22 protein-coding genes are annotated in these 22,156 nt (G+C 68.3%); 15 read left to right on the top strand and 7 right to left on the bottom strand.

Annotated elements, in window-relative coordinates:
* Positions 1–140 precede the first annotated feature (140 nt).
* The 5 genes from MSG_RS15255 (at position 141) to MSG_RS15235 (ending at position 3,568) form a co-directional block, all read left to right on the top strand.
* On the top strand, positions 141–530 hold the full coding sequence (locus tag MSG_RS15255) for a polyketide cyclase / dehydrase and lipid transport (RefSeq protein WP_096440881.1): 390 nt from the start codon (positions 141–143) through the stop codon (positions 528–530).
* Positions 531–630: 100 nt separating this feature from the next.
* Entirely contained in the window at positions 631–1,068 is a 438-nt protein-coding gene (locus tag MSG_RS15250) for an SRPBCC family protein (RefSeq protein ID WP_096440879.1), read from the top strand.
* A gap of 16 nt (positions 1,069–1,084) precedes the next feature.
* The gene (locus MSG_RS15245) at positions 1,085–2,344 is read left to right on the top strand and encodes an ArsA family ATPase (protein ID WP_096440877.1); all 1,260 of its coding nucleotides are present in this window, start codon (positions 1,085–1,087) and stop codon (positions 2,342–2,344) included.
* Positions 2,341–2,736 (top strand): hypothetical protein, encoded by a 396-nt coding sequence (locus MSG_RS15240; protein ID WP_096440875.1) that lies wholly within the window; start codon positions 2,341–2,343, stop codon positions 2,734–2,736. Before MSG_RS15245 ends, MSG_RS15240 begins: the two co-directional genes overlap by 4 nt.
* Positions 2,737–2,821: 85 nt before the next feature.
* Positions 2,822–3,568: a lysophospholipid acyltransferase family protein gene (locus MSG_RS15235; RefSeq protein WP_096440873.1), complete on the top strand. Its 747-nt coding sequence runs from the start codon at positions 2,822–2,824 to the stop codon at positions 3,566–3,568.
* Here the strand turns inward: MSG_RS15235 and MSG_RS15230 are convergent.
* Complete coding sequence (locus tag MSG_RS15230) at positions 3,565–4,869, bottom strand: glycosyltransferase 87 family protein (RefSeq protein ID WP_096440871.1); 1,305 nt, start codon at positions 4,867–4,869, stop codon at positions 3,565–3,567. The two genes, MSG_RS15235 and MSG_RS15230, sit on opposite strands and share 4 nt — an antisense overlap.
* Before the next feature lie 109 nt (positions 4,870–4,978).
* On the opposite strand from MSG_RS15230, the gene MSG_RS15225 reads away from it, so the two are divergent.
* From MSG_RS15225 to MSG_RS15215, 3 genes are all read left to right on the top strand, one after another.
* Entirely contained in the window at positions 4,979–5,863 is an 885-nt protein-coding gene (locus MSG_RS15225; RefSeq protein WP_181159172.1) for a hypothetical protein, read from the top strand.
* A gap of 21 nt (positions 5,864–5,884) precedes the next feature.
* Positions 5,885–6,388, top strand: a complete 504-nt coding sequence (locus MSG_RS15220) for a polyadenylate-specific 3'-exoribonuclease AS (protein ID WP_096440869.1) — start codon at positions 5,885–5,887, stop codon at positions 6,386–6,388.
* Positions 6,389–6,456: 68 nt separating this feature from the next.
* On the top strand, positions 6,457–7,842 hold the full coding sequence (locus MSG_RS15215) for a class II 3-deoxy-7-phosphoheptulonate synthase (protein WP_096440867.1): 1,386 nt from the start codon (positions 6,457–6,459) through the stop codon (positions 7,840–7,842).
* Here MSG_RS15215 and MSG_RS15210 read toward each other — a convergent pair.
* Both MSG_RS15210 and MSG_RS15205 read right to left on the bottom strand, forming a co-directional pair.
* Complete coding sequence (locus tag MSG_RS15210) at positions 7,784–9,229, bottom strand: FAD-dependent oxidoreductase (protein WP_096440865.1); 1,446 nt, start codon at positions 9,227–9,229, stop codon at positions 7,784–7,786. The two genes, MSG_RS15215 and MSG_RS15210, sit on opposite strands and share 59 nt — an antisense overlap.
* A gap of 82 nt (positions 9,230–9,311) precedes the next feature.
* Positions 9,312–10,535, bottom strand: a complete 1,224-nt coding sequence (locus MSG_RS15205; RefSeq protein WP_181159171.1) for a protein kinase domain-containing protein — start codon at positions 10,533–10,535, stop codon at positions 9,312–9,314.
* 88 nt (positions 10,536–10,623) lie between these two features.
* Between MSG_RS15205 and MSG_RS15200 the strand changes: the two genes are divergently transcribed.
* Complete coding sequence (locus tag MSG_RS15200; RefSeq protein WP_096440863.1) at positions 10,624–11,028, top strand: Rv2175c family DNA-binding protein; 405 nt, start codon at positions 10,624–10,626, stop codon at positions 11,026–11,028.
* Positions 11,029–11,036: 8 nt separating this feature from the next.
* On the opposite strand, the gene MSG_RS15195 is transcribed toward MSG_RS15200, so the two are convergent.
* Together MSG_RS15195 and idsA2 are read right to left on the bottom strand one after the other, a co-directional pair.
* Complete coding sequence (locus MSG_RS15195) at positions 11,037–12,581, bottom strand: alpha-(1->6)-mannopyranosyltransferase A (protein ID WP_096440861.1); 1,545 nt, start codon at positions 12,579–12,581, stop codon at positions 11,037–11,039.
* Positions 12,582–12,585: 4 nt separating this feature from the next.
* Entirely contained in the window at positions 12,586–13,635 is a 1,050-nt protein-coding gene (idsA2, locus tag MSG_RS15190) for a bifunctional (2E,6E)-farnesyl/geranyl diphosphate synthase (RefSeq protein ID WP_096440860.1), read from the bottom strand.
* Positions 13,636–13,854: 219 nt separating this feature from the next.
* Here idsA2 and MSG_RS15185 point away from each other — a divergent pair, with 219 nt between their 5' ends.
* Positions 13,855–14,751 (top strand): mycobacterial-type methylenetetrahydrofolate reductase, encoded by an 897-nt coding sequence (locus MSG_RS15185; RefSeq protein WP_096440858.1) that lies wholly within the window; start codon positions 13,855–13,857, stop codon positions 14,749–14,751.
* Here MSG_RS15185 and MSG_RS15180 read toward each other — a convergent pair.
* Positions 14,748–15,395 carry an LppM family (lipo)protein gene (locus tag MSG_RS15180; protein WP_096444561.1) on the bottom strand — a complete coding sequence of 216 codons (648 nt, stop codon included), beginning with the start codon at positions 15,393–15,395 and terminating at the stop codon, positions 14,748–14,750. The genes MSG_RS15185 and MSG_RS15180 overlap by 4 nt on opposite strands.
* Positions 15,396–15,560: 165 nt before the next feature.
* Positions 15,561–16,163, bottom strand: a complete 603-nt coding sequence (locus MSG_RS15175; protein WP_096440856.1) for a GNAT family N-acetyltransferase — start codon at positions 16,161–16,163, stop codon at positions 15,561–15,563.
* A gap of 322 nt (positions 16,164–16,485) precedes the next feature.
* On the opposite strand from MSG_RS15175, the gene MSG_RS15170 reads away from it, so the two are divergent.
* From MSG_RS15170 to MSG_RS15150, 5 genes are all read left to right on the top strand, one after another.
* Positions 16,486–16,887: a DUF3040 domain-containing protein gene (locus tag MSG_RS15170; RefSeq protein ID WP_096440854.1), complete on the top strand. Its 402-nt coding sequence runs from the start codon at positions 16,486–16,488 to the stop codon at positions 16,885–16,887.
* 368 nt (positions 16,888–17,255) lie between these two features.
* Entirely contained in the window at positions 17,256–17,687 is a 432-nt protein-coding gene (gene mraZ, locus MSG_RS15165) for a division/cell wall cluster transcriptional repressor MraZ (RefSeq protein WP_096440852.1), read from the top strand.
* Complete coding sequence (rsmH, locus tag MSG_RS15160) at positions 17,662–18,885, top strand: 16S rRNA (cytosine(1402)-N(4))-methyltransferase RsmH (protein ID WP_105886870.1); 1,224 nt, start codon at positions 17,662–17,664, stop codon at positions 18,883–18,885. The genes mraZ and rsmH overlap by 26 nt, the downstream gene beginning before the upstream one ends.
* Complete coding sequence (locus MSG_RS15155; protein ID WP_096440848.1) at positions 18,882–20,087, top strand: hypothetical protein; 1,206 nt, start codon at positions 18,882–18,884, stop codon at positions 20,085–20,087. The genes rsmH and MSG_RS15155 overlap by 4 nt, the downstream gene beginning before the upstream one ends.
* Positions 20,084–22,150 (top strand): peptidoglycan D,D-transpeptidase FtsI family protein, encoded by a 2,067-nt coding sequence (locus tag MSG_RS15150; RefSeq protein WP_096440846.1) that lies wholly within the window; start codon positions 20,084–20,086, stop codon positions 22,148–22,150. The genes MSG_RS15155 and MSG_RS15150 overlap by 4 nt, the downstream gene beginning before the upstream one ends.
* Positions 22,151–22,156: the final 6 nt, after the last annotated feature.

Below are 22,156 nucleotides of genomic sequence, written 5' to 3'. Positions count from 1 at the left end.
GGCTTGCCCGGCTTGCTGCAACCCAGCCTAATCCTGGCATTCTCGCAGGACGGAAAACCAACGGTTCGGCGACTCGCATCGGCACCGCGATTGCCAGGACAGGCGCACCATTCGTCAGGTCGGTGTGTGAAGCTGGGGCGATGAACAGCATCCAGATCGCGGACCAGACCTACGTCGCCGCGCCCGGCGCACAAGTCGGCGCCGCGGTCGCCGACCAGTCGAGCTGGCGTCGCTGGTGGCCCGATCTGCGCCTGCAGGTCGTCGAAGCTCGCGGCGAAAAAGGGATCCGCTGGGCGGTGACCGGCGCCCTGACCGGCACCATGGAGGTGTGGCTGGAACCGTCGCTGGACGGGGTGGTGCTGCACTACTTCCTGCACGCCGAGCCGACCGGAGTGGCGGCCTGGCAGCTGGCCAAGCTGAACCTCGCGAAGCTGACACACGCCCGGCGGGTGGCGGGCAAGAAAATGGCCTTCGAGCTCAAGACGACGTTGGAGCGGTCGCGTCCGGTGGGTGTTTCTCCGGTAATTTAACTGCGGTCAAGGTCGCGGGCGAGAGTACCGTTTCGGCCGGAAGCAGTAGTACCGCAGATCGGCGGGGATCGCCCGCACGCGGGAGAGAGGTGGCAGCCAGGTGGCGGAGAAGACGACGCAGACCATCCACATCGAAGCGGACCCCGACACGATCTTGAAGGTGATCGCCGACATCGACTCCTACCCGGATTGGATTTCGGAGTACAAGGAAGCCGAAGTGCAAGAACGCGGCGCCGACGGGTATCCGAAGACGGTGCGATTCGTCATGGACGCCGGCGTCATCAAAGACACCATGGTCATGTCCTACCAATGGCCCGCCGACCACCAGTCGTTGAGCTGGAGTTTGGTCTCCAGCTCCTTGCTACGCTCCCTCGAGGGCTCATATCGCTTGGCGCCCAAGGGTTCTGGGACCGACGTCACCTACGAGCTCTCCGTTGACCTGGCCATGCCGATGATCGGCCTGCTCAAGCGCAAGGCCGAGCGCCGGCTGACCGACACCGCCTTGAAGGATCTGAAGAAACGAGTCGAGGCTGAGTGAGTCCGGTGGAGCGCGAGTGCCTACCCCGGCCCGGATCAGCCTCTTCGTTGGCAAGGGCGGGGTAGGCAAGTCCACGCTGGCTGCCGCGAACGCGGTCTGTGATGCGATCGAGGGGCAGCGGGTGCTGGTCGTGTCCACCGACCAGGCGCACTCGCTAGGCGACGTCCTGGGCATCGCGGTCCCGCCGAGTGGTCAGGGCGAGCTGGTACCGGTGCTCGCCAACCCCGAAACCAGGGGAGCCGACGCCGGCGGCGGGTTTCTCGACGCGTTGGCGTTGGACACCCTGGCCCTGCTGGAGGCCCGCTGGCACGAGGTGGTCGCCGCGGTGGATCGGCGGTTTCCCGACTCTGAACTGAGTTCCATTGCGCCCGAGGAGCTTTCGGCGTTGCCGGGCATTCAGGAAGTACTCGGCCTGCATGCGGTCGGGGAATTGGCGGACAGCGGGCGATGGGATCGCATCGTCGTCGACTGTGCGTCGACCGCGGACGCGCTGCGAATGTTGACGCTGCCCGCCACTTTTGGGCTCTACGTCGAGCGGGCGTGGCCGCGTCATCGCCGGCTGTCCATCGCCGACAACGACGCCCGCTCGGCCGCGGTGGTCGAGCTGCTCGAGCGCATCAGCGGCAGCGTGGACCGGCTCAGCGCCCTGCTGACCGACGGCGATCAGGTCAGCGCGCACCTGGTGTTGACGCCCGAGCGGGTGGTGGCGGCCGAGGCGGTGCGCACGCTAAGCGCCCTGTCGCTGATGGGGGTTCGCGTGGCGGAGCTGATCGTCAACCAGGTGCTGGTCGAAGACGAGTCCTACGAATACCGGAACCTGCCTGAGCACCCGGCGTTTTATTGGTACGGCGAGCGCATCTCGGAGCAGCGCGCCGTGCTCGACGAACTCGATGCCACCTTCGGTGACGTGGCGCTGGTGTTGACCCCGCACCTGTCCGGGGAGCCGATCGGCCCCAAGGCGCTCGGTGCCCTGCTCGAGGCCGCGCGCCTGCGGGGTGGAGGCGCCCCACCGGGACCGTTGCGTCCTATTGTGGATCTCGAATCCGGATCGGGGCTTGGGTCGATATACCGTATGCGGCTAACGTTGCCCCAGCTCGACGCCGGAACGCTGGCGCTGGGCAGGGTCGGCGACGACCTGATCATCAGCGCCGGCGGTTTGCGGCGCCGGGTCCGGTTGGCGTCGGTGTTGCGGCGTTGCACGGTGCTGGACGCGCATCTGCGAGGCGGTGAGCTGACAGTTCGTTTTCGACCAGATCCGGAGGTGTGGCCCAAGTGAACGCGGCGCATCCCGAGATCGGTCCCGAGTTGCGCAGGCTCGCCCAGGCGATCCTGGACGGCATCGACCCCGCCGTGCGGATGGCAGCGTCGTTGACGGCCGGTGACGGCGTCGGGACGGGCAAGTGCCAGCAGATCTGGTGCCCGGTGTGTGCGCTGGCCGCTCTGGCGACCGGCGACCAGCACCCGCTGATCACCGTGATCGCGGACCACAGCATCGCGCTGCTCGAGGTGATCCGCGCGATCGTCGACGACATCGACCGCTCCGCCAAGCCGCCGCCCGACGGGCCGCCGGGGGGCGGGCCGCGTCCCGAGCCGGAGGCCGGGACGACCGCAACCGATCCCGACGCGACCGTTCGCTACCAGCCGATCCCGGTCACGATCGAGGAGTGACGGGCCGCGTCGCAGGTGGTCCCTTGCCGCGCGGGTGGGTACAGTTGGCGCAAAACACGATCGGTTCGGGCGAGAGGGAGGGGCCATGGCGTACTGGCTTTTCAAGTACATCCTCCTCGGCCCGTTGCTGTACGTGATGGGCCGCCCGAAAGTCGAAGGCCTGGAATATGTTCCGAGTTCGGGGCCGGCGATCCTGGCCAGTAACCACCTGGCGGTGATGGACAGCTTCTTCTTGCCGCTGGTGGTGCGCCGCCGCATCACGTTCTTGGCGAAGTCCGAATATTTCACCGGCACTGGAATCAAGGGCTGGTTGAGCCGGTGGTTTTTCACCGCCGTCGGCCAGGTGCCGATCGACCGGAGCAACGCCGACGCCGCGCAGGCCGCATTGGACACCGCGCAGCGGGTGCTCGGCGCCGGCAAGTTGTTGGGCATGTATCCCGAGGGCACCCGCTCGCCCGACGGCCGGCTGTACAAGGGCAAGACCGGCCTGGCCCGGCTGGCGCTGGAGACCGGCGTTCCGGTGATTCCGGTCGCGATGATCGGTACCGACGCCGTCAACCCGCCGGGCACCACGTGGCTGCGGTTCGGCCGGGTCACCGTCCGGTTCGGCAAGCCGATGGACTTCTCCCGCTTCGAAGGGCTGGCCGGCAACCGCTTCATCGAGCGGGCCGTCACCGACGAGGTGATCTACGAGCTGATGGGGCTGTCCGGCCAGGAGTACGTCGACATCTACGCGGCCACCGTCAAAAGCGGCGGCTCCAACGCTCAAGCCTCCGATGCCACGCCGGCGACGAACGGCTCTGCGCGGATCCCCGAAACCGCAGCCGGTTAGCCCGCGACGTTGACGTCGCTGATCAGCTGACTATCGGCGCCGCTCGCGGCCCGCTCCGCGGCATCCGGCGACGCGACTCGCGAGACGACCGTCAGTCCGGCCGCGACGATGACGGCCAGCGCCCACCACACGTACGACATCCCCAACAGCTGACGCCACCAGGCGGCGCTCGCCTCGTGGTGCTTGGGCAGCAGGTCGATCGGCGTCCGGTACATCAGCGCGACGCCGGCGGCGCTGACCGCGGCCAGGGCGACGTTGCGGCGCCGCCAGCCGACGACCGCGGTCACCAGGATCGTCGGCAGCACCCACACCCAGTGGTGCGACCACGACACCGGGGAGACCACCAAGCCGAACAGGGCGACGCAGATCAACGCCAGCGTCGGCTCGCCGGCCCGCAGTACCCGGCGCATCGCCCACACGGTCAGCGCCAGCACGGCGAAACACCCGAGCACCCACAGCAGGAAGCGTGCGTGCTCGCCGAGCCCGAGCCGGGCCAGCGCGCCCGCGATGTTCTGGTCGGTGTTCAACCCCGCCTCACCGATGCGGTCGGTGTGGTGCACGGTGCGCGTCCAGTACTCCCACGAATCGCTCCACGCCAGCACGAAACCGAGCAGCGTCGCGGCCACGAACGAGGTCAGCGCCGTCAGCGTCGCCCGGGTGTCGCGCCGCAGCAGGAAGTAGAGCAAAAACACCGCCGGCGTGAGCTTGAGCGCCATCCCCAAACCCAGCAGCACCCCGCGGGGCCAGGGGGTTCGGCGCGGCACGCAGTCGGCGATCACCAGCGTCATCAGCACGACGTTGATCTGCCCGAAGGCGAAATTCGAGCTGATCGGCTCCAGCCAGATCGCCGCCGGGGCCACGATGACGACCGCCAGCCACAGCCGGCGCAGCCAGGCCGGTCCGGGCAGCAGCGCCGAGGTGTTCCAGACGTCCAGGCCGCTGAGCACGATCGCCGTCGAGACGATCAGCAGCACCAGCGTCAGCGCGGTGATCGCGACGCTGGCCGCCGGCATGTGCAGCCAGGCGAACGGGCAGAACATGACCGCCGCCAGCGGGGGATAGGTGAACGGCAGATTGAGCCCGATCGGTGTGTGGAACAACACATCGCCGCGATACAGCGGGTGCCCGTCCAGCCAGGTCTGGCCGCCCATCTGATAGATGTCGATGTCGATGCGGTACGGCGTGTGCGCGAACAGCCGCCAGGCCGCGTAGCCCAGCGCGAATACCGCGAACAGCCACAGCACGGACCACAACAACGCCCGCCCGAGACTGCCCACGCCGGGCGCCAGCCGATTACTCATGTCGCAAATCAGCGTAATGGGTGCCCGTGACCGCGACGGGCCAGCACCGACGGGGGCGGGCGCCGCGCGGCTCCCACGGGCCAGGCAGACGCGGGCGTAGTTTGCAAAGGTGTCCCACTGGTTCTTGCCCACGGTGACCCACTGGTTCTCCCATGACATCGTCGACCATGGCCGGCTGCCGTTGCTGTGCTGCCTGGTTGCGTTCATCTTGACCTTTTTCGTCACGCGCACCTTCGTGCGGTTGATCCGCCATCGCAAACGCACCGGCCGGTCGCCGCGGTGGTGGGAGCCGCGCAACATCCACATCGGGGGAGTGCACATCCACCACGTGACGTTCGGCGTGGTGTTGGTGATGATCTCCGGGCTGACGCTGGTGACCATGTCCGTCAACGGTCAAGAGAACGAATTAACCTTTGCTGCAATTCTTTTCGGAATTGGTGCCGCGCTGGTGCTCGACGAGTACGCGTTGATTCTGCACCTGGCCGACGTGTACTGGGAAGAAGACGGCCGCACGTCGGTGGACGCGGTCTTCGCCGCGGTCGCGGTGGCCGGGCTGTTGATCATGGGTTTGCACCCGCTGATGTTTCTCTTCCCCATCTGGCACGGTGCCGATTCGGTCGCCTGGCATGCCGCCGTGGGTTGCGCGGTGGTGCTGATCCTGCCGACGGCCGTGGTGGTGGTGCTCAAGGGCAAGGTGTGGACCGGTCTGCTCGGCATGTTCATCGTCGTACTGCTGGTCATCGGTGCGATCCGGCTGTCGCGCCCGCACGCGCCGTGGTCGCGGTGGCGCTACACCACGCAGCCGGACAAGATGCGGCGCGCGCTGGAGCGGGAACGAAAATGGCGCCGCCCCGTCGTGCAGGCCAAGTTGTGGCTGCAATCCGCGGTCGCCGGCACGCCGCGGTTGCCGGATGAGCGAACGATTGCCGCCCAGCTCGACCACGACGTGCACCCGGCCCCGCCGGCCACCGAGCCCATCCTGATCGCCCGATAGGGCGCCCCTAGGCTTTCGGGGGTGCGGTACTTCTACGACACCGAGTTCATCGAGGACGGCCGCACCATCGAGCTGATCTCGATCGGGGTGGTCGCCGAGGACGGCCGCGAATACTACGCGGTATCCACGGAGTTCGATCCCGCGCGCGCCGGCAGCTGGGTGCGCGCCAACGTGTTGCCCAAGCTGCCGCCACCAGCCTCGCAATTGTGGCGGTCGCGCAAGCAGATTCGGCACGACCTGGAGGAGTTCTTCGGCCTGAATCCGGGGCGGCCGACAGCGGAACCGGTCGAGCTGTGGGCGTGGGTGGGGGCCTACGACCACGTGGCGCTGTGCCAGCTGTGGGGCCCGATGCCGAGCCTGCCGAAGGCCATCCCGCGCTTCACCCGGGAACTGCGCCAGTTGTGGGAAGACCGCGGATCTCCCCCCATGCCGCCCCGCTCGCGCGACGCGCACGACGCGCTGGTCGATGCCCGCGATCAGCTGCGCCGTTTCCGGCTCATCACGTCCGAAGGCGCGGCGCAGTGAGTCCGCGCCGGCGTTAGCCCTGATCAGGCGTGGTCAGTCGGGGCCGGACGCCCGGTTACCATGGACCGATGAACTGGACAGTCGACATCCCCATCGACCAGCTGCCGCCGTTGCCGCCGCTGCCGGCCGACTTGCGGGCCCGGCTGGACGCCGCTTTGGCTAAACCCGCAGCTCAGCAGCCCAGCTGGCCCGAAGACCCGGCCCTGGCCATGCGCACGGTCTTGGAGAGCGTCCCGCCCGTGACGGTGCCGTCCGAGGTCGTCAAGCTGCAGGAGCAGCTGGCCCAGGTCGCCCGGGGCGAGGCGTTCCTGCTGCAGGGCGGGGACTGCGCCGAGACCTTCACCGACAACACGGAGCCCCACATCCGGGGCAACATCCGCACCCTGTTGCAGATGGCCGTCGTGCTGACCTACGGCTCGAGCATGCCGGTGGTCAAGGTGGCCCGCATCGCCGGGCAGTACGCCAAGCCGCGCTCGGCCGACATCGACGCGCTGGGCCTGAAGTCCTACCGCGGCGACATGATCAACGGCTTCGCGCCGGATGCCGCTGCCCGCGAGCACGATCCGTCGCGGCTGGTGCGCGCCTACGCCAACGCCAGCGCGGCGATGAACCTGGTGCGGGCGCTGACGTCGTCGGGCCTGGCGTCGCTGCACCTGGTCCACGATTGGAACCGGGAGTTCGTCCGGACCTCGCCGGCCGGCGCGCGGTACGAGGCGCTGGCTACCGAGATCGACCGCGGGTTGCGCTTCATGAGCGCCTGCGGCGTGGCCGACCGCAATCTGCAGACCGCCGAAATCTACGCCAGCCATGAGGCTTTGGTGCTCGACTACGAGCGGTCCATGCTGCGGTTGTCGGACGTCGAAGGCTTGCCGCAGCTCTACGACCTGTCGGCGCACACCGTGTGGATCGGCGAGCGCACCCGCCAGCTCGACGGCGCGCACATCGCGTTCGCGGAGGTCATCGCCAACCCGATCGGCGTCAAGATCGGCCCGACGATGACTCCCGAACTGGCCGTCGAATACGTCGAGCGGCTCGACCCGCACAACAAGCCCGGCCGCCTGACCCTGGTGACCCGGCTGGGCAACCACAAGGTGCGCGACGTGCTGCCGCCGATCATCGAGAAGGTGCAGGCCACCGGTCATCAGGTGATATGGCAGTGCGACCCGATGCACGGCAACACCCACGAGTCGTCGACCGGCTACAAGACCCGCCATTTCGACCGCATCGTCGACGAGGTGCAGGGCTTCTTCGAGGTGCATCGGGCGCTGGGCACGCATCCGGGCGGCATTCACGTCGAGATCACCGGCGAGAACGTCACCGAATGCCTCGGTGGCGCACAAGACATTTCGGACACCGACCTGGCCGGCCGCTACGAGACCGCGTGCGACCCGAGACTCAACACCCAGCAGTCGCTGGAGCTGGCGTTCCTGGTCGCGGAGATGCTGCGCGACTAGCCGCGTCGGTTCGCTTGCGTGCTAACCGGGCTCGCAGGTTGCCCCAGACGATGCGTGGCATCAGGGCGGGATCCCGCAGCCTCGACGGCGGGTCGATGAAATTGGAGACCCGGAAGAATCGTTCGGTCAGGACGATGTCCTGGGTAGCCGCGTTCAGTGCCGCCCTGGACATCCAACCGGCCAGCCGCTGCCCACGCGGCGGCGCGACGCCGGAGATGGCCCGGTCCCTCATCTGATTGACCGCCCAGGTCGTGCCAAGGTACCGCGCAGCCGCGCCGAAATACCGGTGTGCCAGGTCGGCATCGCCCGCGCGCAGACAATCGCGCAGGGTGAGGGCCTCCAGTCCGGCGATCGTCATGCCCTGGCCGTAGGTCGGGTCGAGGGCACACAACGCATCGCCGATCACCACCAGGCCCGAAGGAAATGCGGGCATCTGGTCGTAGCGGCGCCAGACCGAGGCGGTGTGCTGATACGTCACGGCCTCGCCGATGGGGTGTGCGCGGCGCAGCCCGTCGGCGATGGCCGGCGGCAGGTACGGCGCGGCCAGCGCAAGCATCGCGGCGTAGTCGGTGGGCGGCTCGCCGGCGTCGGTCGGCTGGCCGATCGCCAGCATCCAGGTGTCGTGTTCGTTGGCGAGCAACAGGCCTCCCGGTCTGCCGCAGCCCGGGTTGAACATCACCAGCCGTTGGGCAATCGAATCCTCGGGCATGCTGAGCTGCTGGCTCACGTAGCCCACCCTGGCCACCACTCGGTCCTCGGTTGGCCGCCCGTATCCGAGTTTCTCCAGCAGCGCCGGGGTGCGCGCCGCCCTACCCATGGCGTCGACCACCAGGTCGGCATCCAGGGTCGTCAGAAAACCGTTGCAGCGCCGGATAATTCGCACACCGTTAACGATGTCGGCGGTGGTGAGCAGTTCGGACACGTCGTGCCCGTCGACGATGCTCACATTGGGCAAAGCCTTGACCCGCCGGCGCAAGTGAAACTCCAGGAACGGCCGGCTCGCCATGTGCAACGCCAACGCGTCCGGGTCGGCGAACCTGCCCGAATGCTTCATCTCGTAGCGTCCGGAGCGCACGTAGAAGTTCGACAGGTCACCGTCGTCGACGACGGCGGCGCCGGCTCTGGCCAGGGTCTCGAGCAGTCCGGGGAACAGTTCCTCCAGCACCTGCAGGCCGCGGCTGTAGAAATTGTGCACATGACGTCCCTGCGGGATTCCCCTGCGGTGACATGGATAGTCGGGCAGCCGGTCGCGTTCGATCACGCTGACCAAATCGTAGAACTCCGAAAGCACGCGCGCGGCAAGCAAACCCGCCATTCCGGCACCCAATACGATGGCCTGCTCGCCGCGCCGGTTCGGCGAGTCGACGCGGAGCGTTGTCGAACCCATGCAGCAGTACGGTACACCAAAAATAAGAAAAATAAGAGTGAATTGAGATTACATTAAGATTCGTGTCGCATGCGGCGCGGTCTCACAGCAGCCCGGTCACGTTGCCGCCGATCGTCCACGCGGCGGCCGCGATCAGGCCGGTGAACGCCAGCACGATCGCCACCCAGATCAACACCATGCGCCGGCCGTGCTGACGCGCGAGTGCGAATTCGCTCAACGCGATACCGGCGAATTCCCCTGCGATGGGCTGATGTTCGGCGCCCGGCTCGGGGTCGTGCTGCTGAGGGCGCGGCTGCGGCCAGTCCTCGGGGCCGCGGGTGAGCTGCCGCGTCGGCTGGTACACGGGCGCTTTGGCGGCAGATTGCGCCACCGGGGGGCGATGCTCGCTGGTTCGGCTGTGGTGCAGCTCTGCGGACCGGTGTTGGGCCGAGTTGCGCGGCGCGGGCACCCGGAAATCCGGCAGCTGCAGGTCCGCCGCGATCGCCTCCAGCTCGGCGGCCATCTCGATGGCGTCGGCGTAACGTGCGGCTGGGTCGCGGTCGGTGGCGCATTCGACGAAGTCGTCGAATTGTGTTGGCACGCCCTCGATTACCGAGCCGGGGCGCGGCACGTCGGAGTCCAGGCGTTGATAGGCGATCGACAGCGAGGAGTCGCCCGTGAACGGGGTCCGGCCGGTCAGCAGCTCATAGGTGAGGATCCCGACGGAGTAGACGTCGCTGCGCGGTCCGGCGTTGCCGTCGCGCACCTGCTCGGGGGACAGGTAGGCGGCCGTGCCCAAAATGACGCTGGCCGAGGTGATTCCGGCCGCCGCTACGGCACGCACCAACCCGAAGTCGGCGATCTTGACCTCGCCGTCGTCGGAGATCAGGACATTCTCGGGCTTGACGTCGCGATGCACCAGGCCGGCCCGGTGCGCGGCGGCCAGCCCGCCCAGCACCGGGCGGAGCACGGCCGCCACGGCGTGGGGCGGCATCGGGCCGCGCTCGGCCAGCAATTCGCGCAGCGTGCCGCCCTCGATCAGCTCCATCACCAAGAACGGGTGCCGGGCGTCCAGGCCCTGGTCGTACACGGCGACCAGGCCTGGGTTCTTCAGCCGGGCGACCGTGCGGGCCTCCAGCTGAAAGCGGGTCAGGAACTGCTCGTCGCCGGCATAGCGGGCATCCATCACCTTCAGCGCGACCGGACGGTCCAGCCGGATGTCGAGGCCGCGGTACACCGTCGAAGTGCCGCCGCTGGCGATCTTGGATTGGACCAGGTAACGGCCGTCGAGCAAGGTGTCGTCCCACGGGTCGCCGGGTCTGGTCACGGGGCTAATGGTAGGTGCGGTGTTGTCGTTCGGCCGGAACTGTGGATTAACGTCTCCTCCGGCGCCTACCGAGGCCTAGACTGGCAACGTGGGCAGTATTCCGGCCGGCGACGATGTTCTGGACCCCGACGAGCCGACGTTCGACCTTGCCCGGGTGGCCGAGCTGCTGAGGGTGCCGGTGACCAAGGTGCAGCAGCAGCTACGCGAAGGTCACCTGGTGGCGGTGCGGCGGGACGGCAGCCTGGTGGTCCCGCAGCTCTTCTTCACCAATTCCGGCGAGGTGGTCAAGAGCCTGGCCGGCTTGCTGACCATCCTGCACGACGGCGGCTATCACGAAACCGAGATCGTGCGCTGGTTGTTCACGCCCGACCCGTCGCTGACGGTCACCCGGGACGGCAGCCGCGATTCCCTGAGCAACGCGCGCCCGGTCGACGCCCTGCAGGCGCATCAGGCCCGAGAGGTCATGCGGCGCGCCCAAGCCATGGCGTACTAGGCGGCCCATCAGGCGGCGACGGGCTCCTCGGCCTCGTCGGTGCGGGCGGCCGGGACGCGGCGCAGTGCGTGCCAGGCGACCAGCGCGGCGGCAGTGGCCAGCGAAAAGTGCAGCCACGAATACATGCCATGCGAGCCATCGGGTTTGAAGATCACCATGACCCACGTTGAGAGTCCGGCGATGATCGCGACGGCCCGTCGGGACTGCGCCAGCGGGGCCGCCACCGCCAGCGGCCACGAGTAGTACCAGGGCAGCGCGGCGGGCACGAACAGCACGACGATCACCATCGCCCACGCCATCCCGGTCAGCGCGGCCCGGTCGTCGTGCCGGGACCGCCACCACACCACGGGCAGCGTCACCACGATGATCGCGATGCCGATGTACCGGGTGATCAGCAGCGTGGCGTAGAAGTTGACCGCGAAGAACCCGTTGAACAGGAAGTGAATCAGGTTGGCCGCGGCGGTCGGCACGCTCAGCCAGTTGATGATCTTCACCGATCCGGCCAGTGCGGTCAGCCACCCGAACCCGACGCCGGCGACCGCGGTCAGGATCGCGAACACGGCGGCGAAGATCGCCAGCGCCAGCACCGACGCCGTCAGGAACGCCCGGACCGGCCGATAGCCGCGCTGTTCGCGCAGGTGCCGTGCCCACACCCAGACCAGGAACGGCAACGCAATTCCCGCCGTGGCCTTGACCGCGATCCCGACGGTGATCAGCGTGATGCCCCACAGGCGGCGGCCCTGGAAGGTCAGGGCGATGCCCGCGGCCATCAGGCCCACCATCAGCATCTCGTTGTGCACCCCGCCCATCAGGTGAATGAGCACCAGCGGGTTGAGCACGCAGATCCACAAGGCGATCGAGCCGTCGCTGCCCAGGTGGTGCGCCAACCGCGGGGTGGCCCAGATCAGCAGCGCCAGCCCGGGCAGCATGCACAAACGCAGCAGCATCGTCCCGACGATCACGTGGTTGCCGATCACCATCGTGACGAGCTTGGCGACCAGGATGAACACCGGTCCGTACGGCGCGGTGGTGATGGTCCAGATGGGACTTACGTTGTCCAGCAAGGTATTCGGATTGGCCACCGGGCCCACGGCATAGGGATCGAAGCCGTCGCGCAACAGTGCGCCCTGGGCCAGATACGAGTAGGTGTCGCGGCTGAAGACGGGTACCGACAACAGCAACGGCGCCAGCCAGAAGCCGGTGGTGGCCCGCATCATGAACTCGGTGGTCTGGCCGGCGAGCGCCTTTCGGCCCAGCCACCACCAGGCGATCAGCATCAGGGCGACACCCGACCACAGCAGGATCGACGACAACACCAGCCCATGACCGAAGCGCAGCCAGGACATGTGCAGAGATTCGAGCAGCGGGTCGTGTGGCTTGGTGCTGCCGGCTCCCAGTCCGCCCAGGGTGATCAGCACCGAACCGAGGAAACCGAGCTTCGCCGGCCGGGCTTCGGGGGTCGCCGTGAATGCGCCTACCTCTGAAATGCGTTGCCGGAAAGACCTTTTCGGCCGTGCAGGACCGGCCGTCGGGGAGGGGGTCGCGGTGGTCATCTGCTCAGGCGGACCGGTTCGTGGCCATCCTGGCCAGCTCGGACAGGCCTGACTTGGCCTCGGCGTTGATGGGCGCGGCTGTCAGCGTGTCCAGCGCCCGCCGTGTCAAGGTGGCGATGCGGTCCTCGGTCGCGGCCAGGGCGCCCACCGACTCGATCGCCTCGCGCAGCTCGGCCACCTGGGCGTCGGTGAGGTGGGCGCCGATCGAATTGCGCAAGAGCTCGGCGGCCGACGGATCCGCGGCGTCGGCCAGCTGCAGTGCCTCGGCGAGCAGCACGGTGCGCTTGCCCGACCGCAGGTCGTCACCGGACGGTTTGCCCGTCACCGCCGGATCCCCGAACACGCCCAGCACGTCGTCGCGGAGTTGGAACGCGACGCCGATGTCGGTCCCGAATTGTCCGAGGACGGCCTGGACGTCGGGTCGGTCGCCGGCGGCGGCCGCACCCAGCTGCAGCGGTCGCGTCACGGTGTAGCACGCGGTCTTGAAGGTGTTCACGTTCATCGCCGACTCGATCGACTCGGCCGCGCTGGCCTCGGCGACGATGTCGAGGTACTGCCCGCCGAGCACCTCGGTCCGCAGGTCGGCCCAGACTCGCCGGACGCGCCGATGCGCCTCCGGCGAGAGATCTGCCCCGAAGACGATGTCGTCAGCCCAGGCCAGCGCGAGGTCGCCGACGAGAATGGCCGCCGAAACCCCGAACCTGTCGGCCGAACCCCGCCACTTGCGGTCGCGGTGCAGCGCCGCAAAGCGGACATGGGATGTCGGCCGGCCGCGGCGCGTGGACGAGTCATCGATCACGTCGTCATGCACCAGCGCCGACGCGTGCAGCAGCTCCAGGGCGGAAAACAGCAGCAGCACTTCGGGATCGGGTTCGGCGCTGGCCACCGCGCGCCAGCCCCAGTAGGCGAACGTGGGCCGCAGCCGTTTGCCACCGCCGAGGACAAAATCCTCCAGCGCGGCCACGAGCACGCCGTAGTCGTCGCCGATATAGGCGGTCTCGGTGCGCCGTTCGTGCAAGTACCCCCGGAGCCGGGCGGTGATGACGCCGGTCAACTCGACGGTGGCCGCCGCTGCCGGGTTTTTCAGGCTCAGCGCGGCACCCCTTTCTGCTCGGCATGACGGTGTTCTTTCGGCGCGACCAGTGTATTCGGCGTGACAACCCAGTTGCTTCGGCTGCCTCACTATCCCAGCCCTATGCTGGCGGGGGTCTGGTTACCGCCGCCGATATGCCCGGCGGCTCCGGGCGCAGTCGTCAGAACGGAGAGGACCCGCGTGACCCTCAACACCATCGCGCTCGAGTTGGTGCCGCCGAACACCGACGACGGTCGAGCGCGCGCCGAAGAAGACGCGGCGAAGTTGGTGCGGTACTCGGCTGAGACCGGGCTCGACGGCCAAATCCGGCACGTCATGATTCCCGGCATCATCGCCGAGGACGACGACCGCCCGGTTCCGATGAAGCAGAAGCTGGACGTGCTCGACTTCTGGTCGATCGTGCGGCCCGAGTTCCCGGGGATCAGCGGCCTGTGCACGCAGGTCACCGCTTTCATGGACGAACCCTCGCTGCGCGGGCGGCTCACCGAGCTGATCGAGGCCCGCATGGAAGGTGTGGTGTTCGTCGGTGTGCCGCGCACCATGAACGACGGCGAGGGTTCCGGGGTCGCACCGACCGACGCCCTGTCGATCTACCGCGACCTGGTGCCCAATCGCGGGGTGATCCTGATTCCGACCCGGGAGGGCGAACACGGTCGACTCAAGTTCAAGTGCGACCAGGGCGCGAACTACGCCATGACGCAGCTGCTGTACTCCGACGCGATCGTGGGCTTTTTGACCGAGTTCGCCCAAACGACCGATCATCGGCCGGAGATCCTGCTGTCGTTCGGATTCGTGCCGCAAGTGGAGAGCCGCGTCGGCCTGATCAACTGGCTGATCCAGGACCCGGGCAACCCCGCCGTGGCGCAGGAACAGGAATTCGTCAAACGGCTGGCCGCCAGCGAGCCCGCGCAGAAGCGTCACCTGATGCTCGACGTGTACAAGCGGGTCATCGACGGCGTCGCCGAGCTCGGTTTCCCGCTGAGCATCCACCTCGAGGCGACCTACGGGCTGTCCGGCCCGGCGTTCCAGACGTTCGCGGAGATGATCTCCTACTGGTCGCCGGCTCAGCGCGTCTAGCTTGGCGGCTGGTCGCGCGGTGCTGTCACCCGCTCGGAGCGATCGCGGCTGACCCACGCCAGCACCGCCACCACACCGGCGGCCGCGAAGGACGTGAGGCCCAGCCACACGCCCGCCCCGGTGAAAGAGCGGGTGCTCGGGTCGGTGTAGCGGGCCTGGGCGGTCATCGTGCTCACCACGCCCGGCTTGAGCTTCCACGACACCGCGTCGGACTCGACGCGGTCGCCGTTGGTCGAGGTCACCGGCCCGGGAAAGGCGACCGTCAGCTCGACGTCTGCGTCGGGATCGGTCAGCGCAGTCAGGTCGGCGCGGCCTTCCAGGAGCACCAGGTTGCCGTTTCGGCGCAGCGACAGGTTCAGCCCGGTGGAGTTGGAGTTCATGTTGGCCAGCTGTGGCAGCTCGGCGAAGGTCAGATCGGAGAACACCGCCTGGGACCCTACGTAGCCGTCGCTGTCGTAATTCGACACCGCCACCTTCTGGCTGAACGGCAGATTGTTGTTGTCGAGCTGCGGGCCGGTGTCTTTGGGGGTTTTCGGCTTGGCCGCGGCGATGATCTCGCCGGACACCAGGTCATCGGCGGAGATGGTGAAGGAGGCCCTGGCTCGCAGGCATCCGGTCGCCAACGGCACCAGGAACAGCAGCATCGCAACGGCGAGCGCGCGGCGCCACTGGGCGGCAGACCGTCGGGCTTGGAGCGGGGAGCTGGCGCGCACCAGGTCATCGTGCCAGATCGGACGTGCCAATTCGGCGAGCCGTCCGATATCTGTCGCCAGCGGGTGCCCGCGTCCGGGCGCAGCACCGCCGACAGGCTACAGCGGCAACGGCCGGCCCAGGATCGCGAATGCCCGTGGGTCCCCGGCGAAGTGGTAGCGCCGGATGATGTCGGTGAAGCCCAGCCGCCGGTACAGCCGCCACGCGCGGTTGGCTTCCCCGTTGGCCTCCGGCGTGGAAAGCAGGACATTGCGCTCGTCGCGATTGGCGAGCAGCCGGCGGGCCAGCGCCTCGCCGAGGCCGCGCCCCTGGGCGCGGGGCGCGATGTGCAGCTCGGTCAGTTCGAAATAACTGTTCATCAGCCGGGCGATGACCTCGGGCGGCAGGCCGCCGCGCTCCAGGCCCAACACCACCTGCTGTTGCCACCATTGGCCGGGGGCCCCGGGGTAGCCGTAGGCGACGCCGAGCAGCGGCGCGTCGCTCAGTTCCTCGGCCGAGGGCTCGGCGCCCCCCTCGCCTGGCTCGGCTTCGACGACGGCCGCTGCCTGCCAGCCGCGTCGCCGGATGTGTTCGAGCCACATGGCGGCCCGCTGATTTTCGGTGCCGCGGGGATATCGCATCGCGTCGACGTAAACCTCGAGGGCGTCGCTGAGACGGCGCTCCATCTCTTCGGGCGGGAAATCGATGAGGAAGACTGTCAACGTGCGTCGCCCTCCTCCTCCGACCATCCGGCGTCCGGCCGCGCCCCCGCCGTGCCGATACCCCGCCATTATCGGACCTGATCGCGTCCGCGTGCCGGTCGGTGGTGGCAACGAGCGCGACTCTTCGACTTTTGGCTAAGCCGGTTGTAACGCAGAGCCGTTGGCGGGCGACAGTATCGTCTGGATGCCGCGTGGATAGAATCGGTGCCGAACCAGTGGTACGGCGCAGATTGACCTCGTATCATCTGTGTTAGTTGCCCATACGACGGGCATCGGCGTGCTATCGATAGTTACGTGTCAAACTGTCGGCAAGGAGGGACGAATGCCACTCTCCGATCATGAGCAGCGAATGCTCGATCAGATCGAGAGCGCTCTCTATGCCGAGGATCCAAAATTCGCCTCGAGCGTCCGTGGCGGAGGGTTCCGCGCACCGACCGCGCGGCGGCGCCTGCAGGGCGCGGCGTTGTTCGTCATCGGGCTGGCCATGCTGGTTTCCGGCGTGGCATTCAAGGCCACGATGATCGGTAGCTTCCCGATCTTGAGCGTCTTCGGCTTCATTGTCATGTTCGGCGGAGTGGTGTTTGCCATCACCGGCCCGCGGTTGAACCGGCGGCCCGAGCATCCCGGTTCGGCGCCCGGAGCACCGCGCCGCCGAAACAAGGGTGGCGGAGGGTCATTCACCAGCCGCATGGAGGATCGGTTCCGCCGCCGCTTCGACGAGTAGCGGGACCTGCCACAGCATTGAAGGGGTAGCCACACGGCTGCCCCTTCTTTTTCGTCCCGGCGCTCGCCGGTTCCCGGGGGCCGACGCCGGTTCGAGCCCCAATCGAGGCCAAATCGAGCCCCACTCGCCCCCACCGCGGTGCCCCACTTGGCCCCACTCAGCCAATAATGCCCCTTGAAATGCGGTTTCTCGACGCTGCGCCGGAGTGCTTTCGCGTGCCCGCGCGGCCGCCGTCCCGCCTGCGGGGGCGAAAGGCGCAGAAAACACCGCGCCGACACCCAGCTAATGGGGAAAAGTGGGGGGTTGTGGGGTATGGTGGCTGAAGTGTTTGGGCGAGCCGGGGGCCGGCCTCGACAGGAGGTGAGCTGGTGTTTCTCGGCACCTACACGCCCAAACTCGACGACAAAGGACGGCTCACCTTGCCGGCCAAGTTCCGCGACGCACTGGCAGGGGGGTTGATGGTCACCAAGAGCCAAGATCACAGCCTCGCCGTCTATCCGCGGACGGAATTCGAGCAGCTGGCCCGCCGGGCCAGCAAGACCTCCCGCAGTAATCCGGAGGCCAGGGCGTTCCTGCGCAATCTCGCCGCCGGCACCGACGAGCAGCATCCCGACGCGCAGGGCCGCATCACCTTGTCCGCCGACCACCGTCGCTACGCCAGCCTGACCAAGGACTGCGTGGTGATCGGGGCGGTCGACTACCTCGAGATCTGGGATGCGCAGGCCTGGAACGACTACCAACAGACCCACGAAGAGAACTTCTCCGCGGCCAGCGATGAAGCACTCGGCGACATTATCTGAGGCGCATGCCCGTGCATCGTGGCCTCTGCCCGAACCGACCCTGGCGTACTTCCCCAACGCCAGGTTCGTAGCTTCGGACAGGGACCTCGGTGCTTGGGCGGCCCTTCGGGCCGACCGGGGTGCGAGGGCGTCCCGCCATACCTCGGGAGGTGTCGCGGTGACCGATCGGCCAAATGATCTCGGTGCAAACGACTTCGGGCATGTGCCCGTGCTGCTGGAGCGCTGCGTCGAACTGCTCACCCCGGCCCTGACCCGGCATCACCGGGATGGATCCGAGGCCGTCCTCGTCGACGCCACCCTGGGTGCGGGCGGGCACGCGGAAAGGTTTCTCACCGATTTGCCCGGCCTGCGGCTGATCGGCCTCGATCGCGATCCCAGCGCCCTGGACATCACGCGGGCCCGGCTGAGCCGCTTCGGCGACCGAGTTACCCTGGTGCGCAAGCGCTATGACGGCATCAGCGAAGCGCTGGCCGAATCCGGTTACGCCGCAATCGAATCGATTGACGGCGTGCTGTTCGACCTCGGAGTGTCGTCGATGCAGCTCGACCGCGCCGACCGGGGCTTCGCCTACGCCCGGGACGCGCCGCTGGACATGCGGATGGATCCGGAATCGTTGCTGACCGCGGCCGACATCCTCAACACCTACGACGAGGCAGCACTGGCGAACATCCTGCACCGCTACGGTGAGGAGCGTTTCGCCCGTCGCATCGCGGCGCACATCGTCCGCCGGCGCGCCCGCACCCCATTCACCACGACGGCCGAGCTGGTCGAGCTGCTCTACCAAGCGATTCCGGCCCCGGCCCGGCGCACCGGCGGGCATCCGGCCAAGCGCACCTTCCAGGCGCTGCGCATCGCGGTCAACGACGAGCTGGACTCGCTGCGCGACGCCATTCCGGCCGCGCTGGATGCACTGACCGTCGACGGACGCATCGTGGTGCTGGCCTACCAGTCGCTGGAAGACCGGATCGTCAAACACGCATTCGCCGACGCGGTCGCCTCGCGCACCCCGGTCGACCTGCCGTTCGAGCTGCCCGGTCGCGGGCCGCGGTTCCGGTCGTTGACGCGCGGTGCCGAACGCGCGAACGACGCTGAGATCGAACGCAATCCGCGCAGCAACCCGGTGCGACTGCGGGCCGTCCAACGGGTGGAACACGAAGCAGGAGCGCAGCGCCAGGGGACCGGGAAGGGCCACGCATGAAAACCAACCGCGAGACGCCGAAGCGCACGCGCGGCAGTGCCCGCCGGCGCGGACGCGATGGCGCTGCCCGCACGAGCAAGCGCGCGTCGGCGGAGTCGGCGTCCCGGCGCAGCCGCCCCGGGAAGGTCTCGATGCCCAGCCGCGAGGCGCGGGCGCACAATTCCGGACCACAGACCAGCCCGCATGCCCGGCCGGTCGAACGGTCCAGCCGCCCGAAGAGCGCCAGGCAGGCCAAGGCTCGGGCCAAGGCACGGAAGGCCAAGGCGCCCAAGGTTATTCGCCCCCGTCTGACCGAACGTTTGGCAATGCGGCTGGCGTCGATGGATCTGCGGCCGCGCACCCTGCTGAGCAAGGTCCCGTTCGTCGTGTTGATCATCGGAGCGCTCGGTCTCGGGCTGGGCCTCACCCTGTGGCTGTCGACCGACTCCGCGGAGCGCTCCTACCGGCTGAGTCACGCCCGCGAGAAGAACCGGATGCTGCAGCAGCAGGCCGAGTCGCTGGAACGCGAGGTGCGCGAGGCGGAGGCCGCCCCGGCGCTGGCCGAGGCGGCGCGCAAGCAGGGCATGATCCCCACCCGGGACACGGCCCACCTGGTGCAGGACCCATCCGGTAGCTGGGTGGTGGTCGGCACGCCGAAGCCGGCGGACGGTGTGCCGCCGCCGCCGCTGAACGCCAAGCTCCCCGACGCCGCTCCGCCGGGGCCCCCGAAGCCCCCCGCGCTCCCCGCGGAGGTCCCGGTCCGCATCGAGCCCAGCCCCGGTCTTTCGCCCGCGCCGGCCAGGTCCGGGCCCGAGGCGTTGCTGCGGGCGCCGGACGGTTCGACGACCGTTGGCGGCCAACATATCCCGCAGACCGCTCCGTTACCGGGGATGCCCGGCGGCCCGGCCACCGGCCAGCCGCCGGTCGCCATGCCGCTGCCGGGGCTGCCGGCTCCCGCGGCTCCCGAAGCTCCCGGGGTGCCCAACCAGGTCCCGATGCCGATCGGCGGGATGCCGATCCCGGTGCCGGGGCAGCTCCCGGCCCCGATGCCGGCGGAGGTGCCGGTGCCCCTGCCGCGGGGGATCGCCCCGGTCGCGCCCCGCGTCGGCGGCCCGCTCATTCCCGGGGCCTCGGTGCTGCCGCCGGCGGCACCGGTTGCGCCAGTGCCGAATAGTGGCCAGCAGATCGTCCCGCCCGCGGCGCTGCCGGGCGCGCCCCGATGAGCCGCGGCGAATCCCGGCGCACGGGCCGGTCGCAGTCGGCCCGCTCGACGCGCGGTCCGGGTAAATCGACCGCGGCCAGGCCGGCCCGGCAACCGAGACGCGCTCGCAAGTCCGACGAGGGGACGGCGCCCAAGGATGCGCGGGAACCGCGCCGATTCCGGAAGGCCAAAGACGCCAGGACTGTTCAAGCGGGTAGCGGGTCGGATGCCGGTCACTCCGCGCGGGACCGGCGCACCCGTCAGGCGACCGAGGCGGTGAGCTTCGGTGGGTCGTTCACCTTCCGGCATCGTGCGGGCTACGCGGCGATCTTGATCCTGATGCTGGTGGCCGGCGCGCAGCTGTTCGTCCTGCAGGTGATGGATGCCCCCGCGCTGCGGGCCCAGGCGGCCAGCCAGCTCAAGGTCACCGACGTGCAGAAGGCCGTCCGCGGCAGCATCGTCGACCGCCACAACCAGCAGCTCGCCTTCACCATCGAGTCGCGCGCATTGACCTTCCAGCCGAAGCGAATTCGCGAGCAGCTGGAGGAGGCTAAGCGGAAGAATCCGGCCGCTCCCGATCCGCAGACGCGGTTGCAGGAGATCGCCAAGGAGGTTGCGGCCCGGCTGGGCAACAAGCCGGACTTCGCGACGGTGCTGAAGAAGCTGCAAACGAACGACAGCTTCGTCTACCTGGCGCGCGCCGTCGATCCCGCTGTCGCCAGCGCGATTTCGGACAAGTTCCCCGAAGTGGGTTCGGAGCGGCAGGATCTGCGGCAGTACCCGGGTGGATCGCTGGCCGCCAACATCGTCGGCGGCATCGACTGGGACGGCCACGGGCTGCTCGGCCTCGAGGACAGCCTGGACTCCGTGTTGTCGGGAACCGACGGCTCGGTGACCTACGACCGTGGCTCGGACGGTGTGGTCATCCCGGGCAGCTACCGCAACCGGCACAAGGCGGTCAACGGTTCGACCGTCGAGCTGACCATCGACGACGATATCCAGTTCTACGTGCAGCAGCAGGTCCAGCAGGCGAAGAATGTGTCTGGGGCGCACAATGTTTCGGCTGTCGTGCTCGACGCCAAGACCGGCGAGGTGCTGGCGATGGCCAACGACAACACGTTCGACCCGTCCCAGGACATCGGGCGACAGGGCGACAAGCAGCTGGGCAACCTGTCGGTGTCGTCGCCCTACGAGCCGGGCTCGGTGAACAAGATCATCACCGCCTCGTCGGTCATCGAATACGGCCTGTCCAACCCCGACGAGGTGTTGCAGGTCCCGGGTTCCATCCAGATGGGTGGCGTCAGCATCCATGACGCCTGGGATCACGGCGTGATGCCTTACACCACCACGGGCATCTTCGGGAAGTCGTCCAACGTCGGCACCCTGATGCTGGCGCAGCGCGTCGGCCCCGAGCGCTTCTACGACATGGTCCGCAAGTTCGGCCTGGGCCAGCGCACCAACGTCGGGCTGCCCGGCGAGAGCGCCGGGCTGGTGCCGCCCATCGACCAATGGTCTGGCAGCACCTTCTCGAACCTGCCTATCGGACAGGGCCTTTCGATGACGCTGCTGCAGATGACGGACATGTACCAGACGATCGCCAACGACGGACTGCGCGTCCCGCCGCGGATCATCAAGGCCACGATAGCTCCCGACGGCAGCCGCACCGAAGAACCGCGTCCCGAGGGCGTCCGGGTGGTCTCCCCGCAGACCGCGCAGACCGTGCGCGGCATGCTGCGCGCCGTGGTGCAGCGCGACCCGATGGGCTACCAGCAGGGCACCGGCCCGTCGGCGTCGGTGCCCGGCTATCAGATGGCCGGCAAGACCGGCACCGCCCAGCAGATCAACCCGGGCTGCGGCTGCTACTTCGACAACGTCTACTGGATCACGTTCGCCGGAATGGCCACCGTCGACAACCCCCGCTACGTGATCGGCATCATGATGGACAACCCGGAGCGCAACGCCGATGGCACGGCGGGCCACTCCGCGGCCCCGCTGTTCCACAACATCGCCGGCTGGCTGATGCAGCGTGAGAACGTGCCGCTGTCACCGGACCCCGGCCCGCCGCTGACCCTGCAGGCCACCTAGCGCCGG

This window comes from Mycobacterium shigaense (assembly GCF_002356315.1).
GTDB classification, from domain to species: domain Bacteria; phylum Actinomycetota; class Actinomycetes; order Mycobacteriales; family Mycobacteriaceae; genus Mycobacterium; species Mycobacterium shigaense.
The sequence above is the reverse complement of the archived record's forward strand: the minus strand, read 5'-3'. Positions and strand labels throughout refer to the sequence as shown.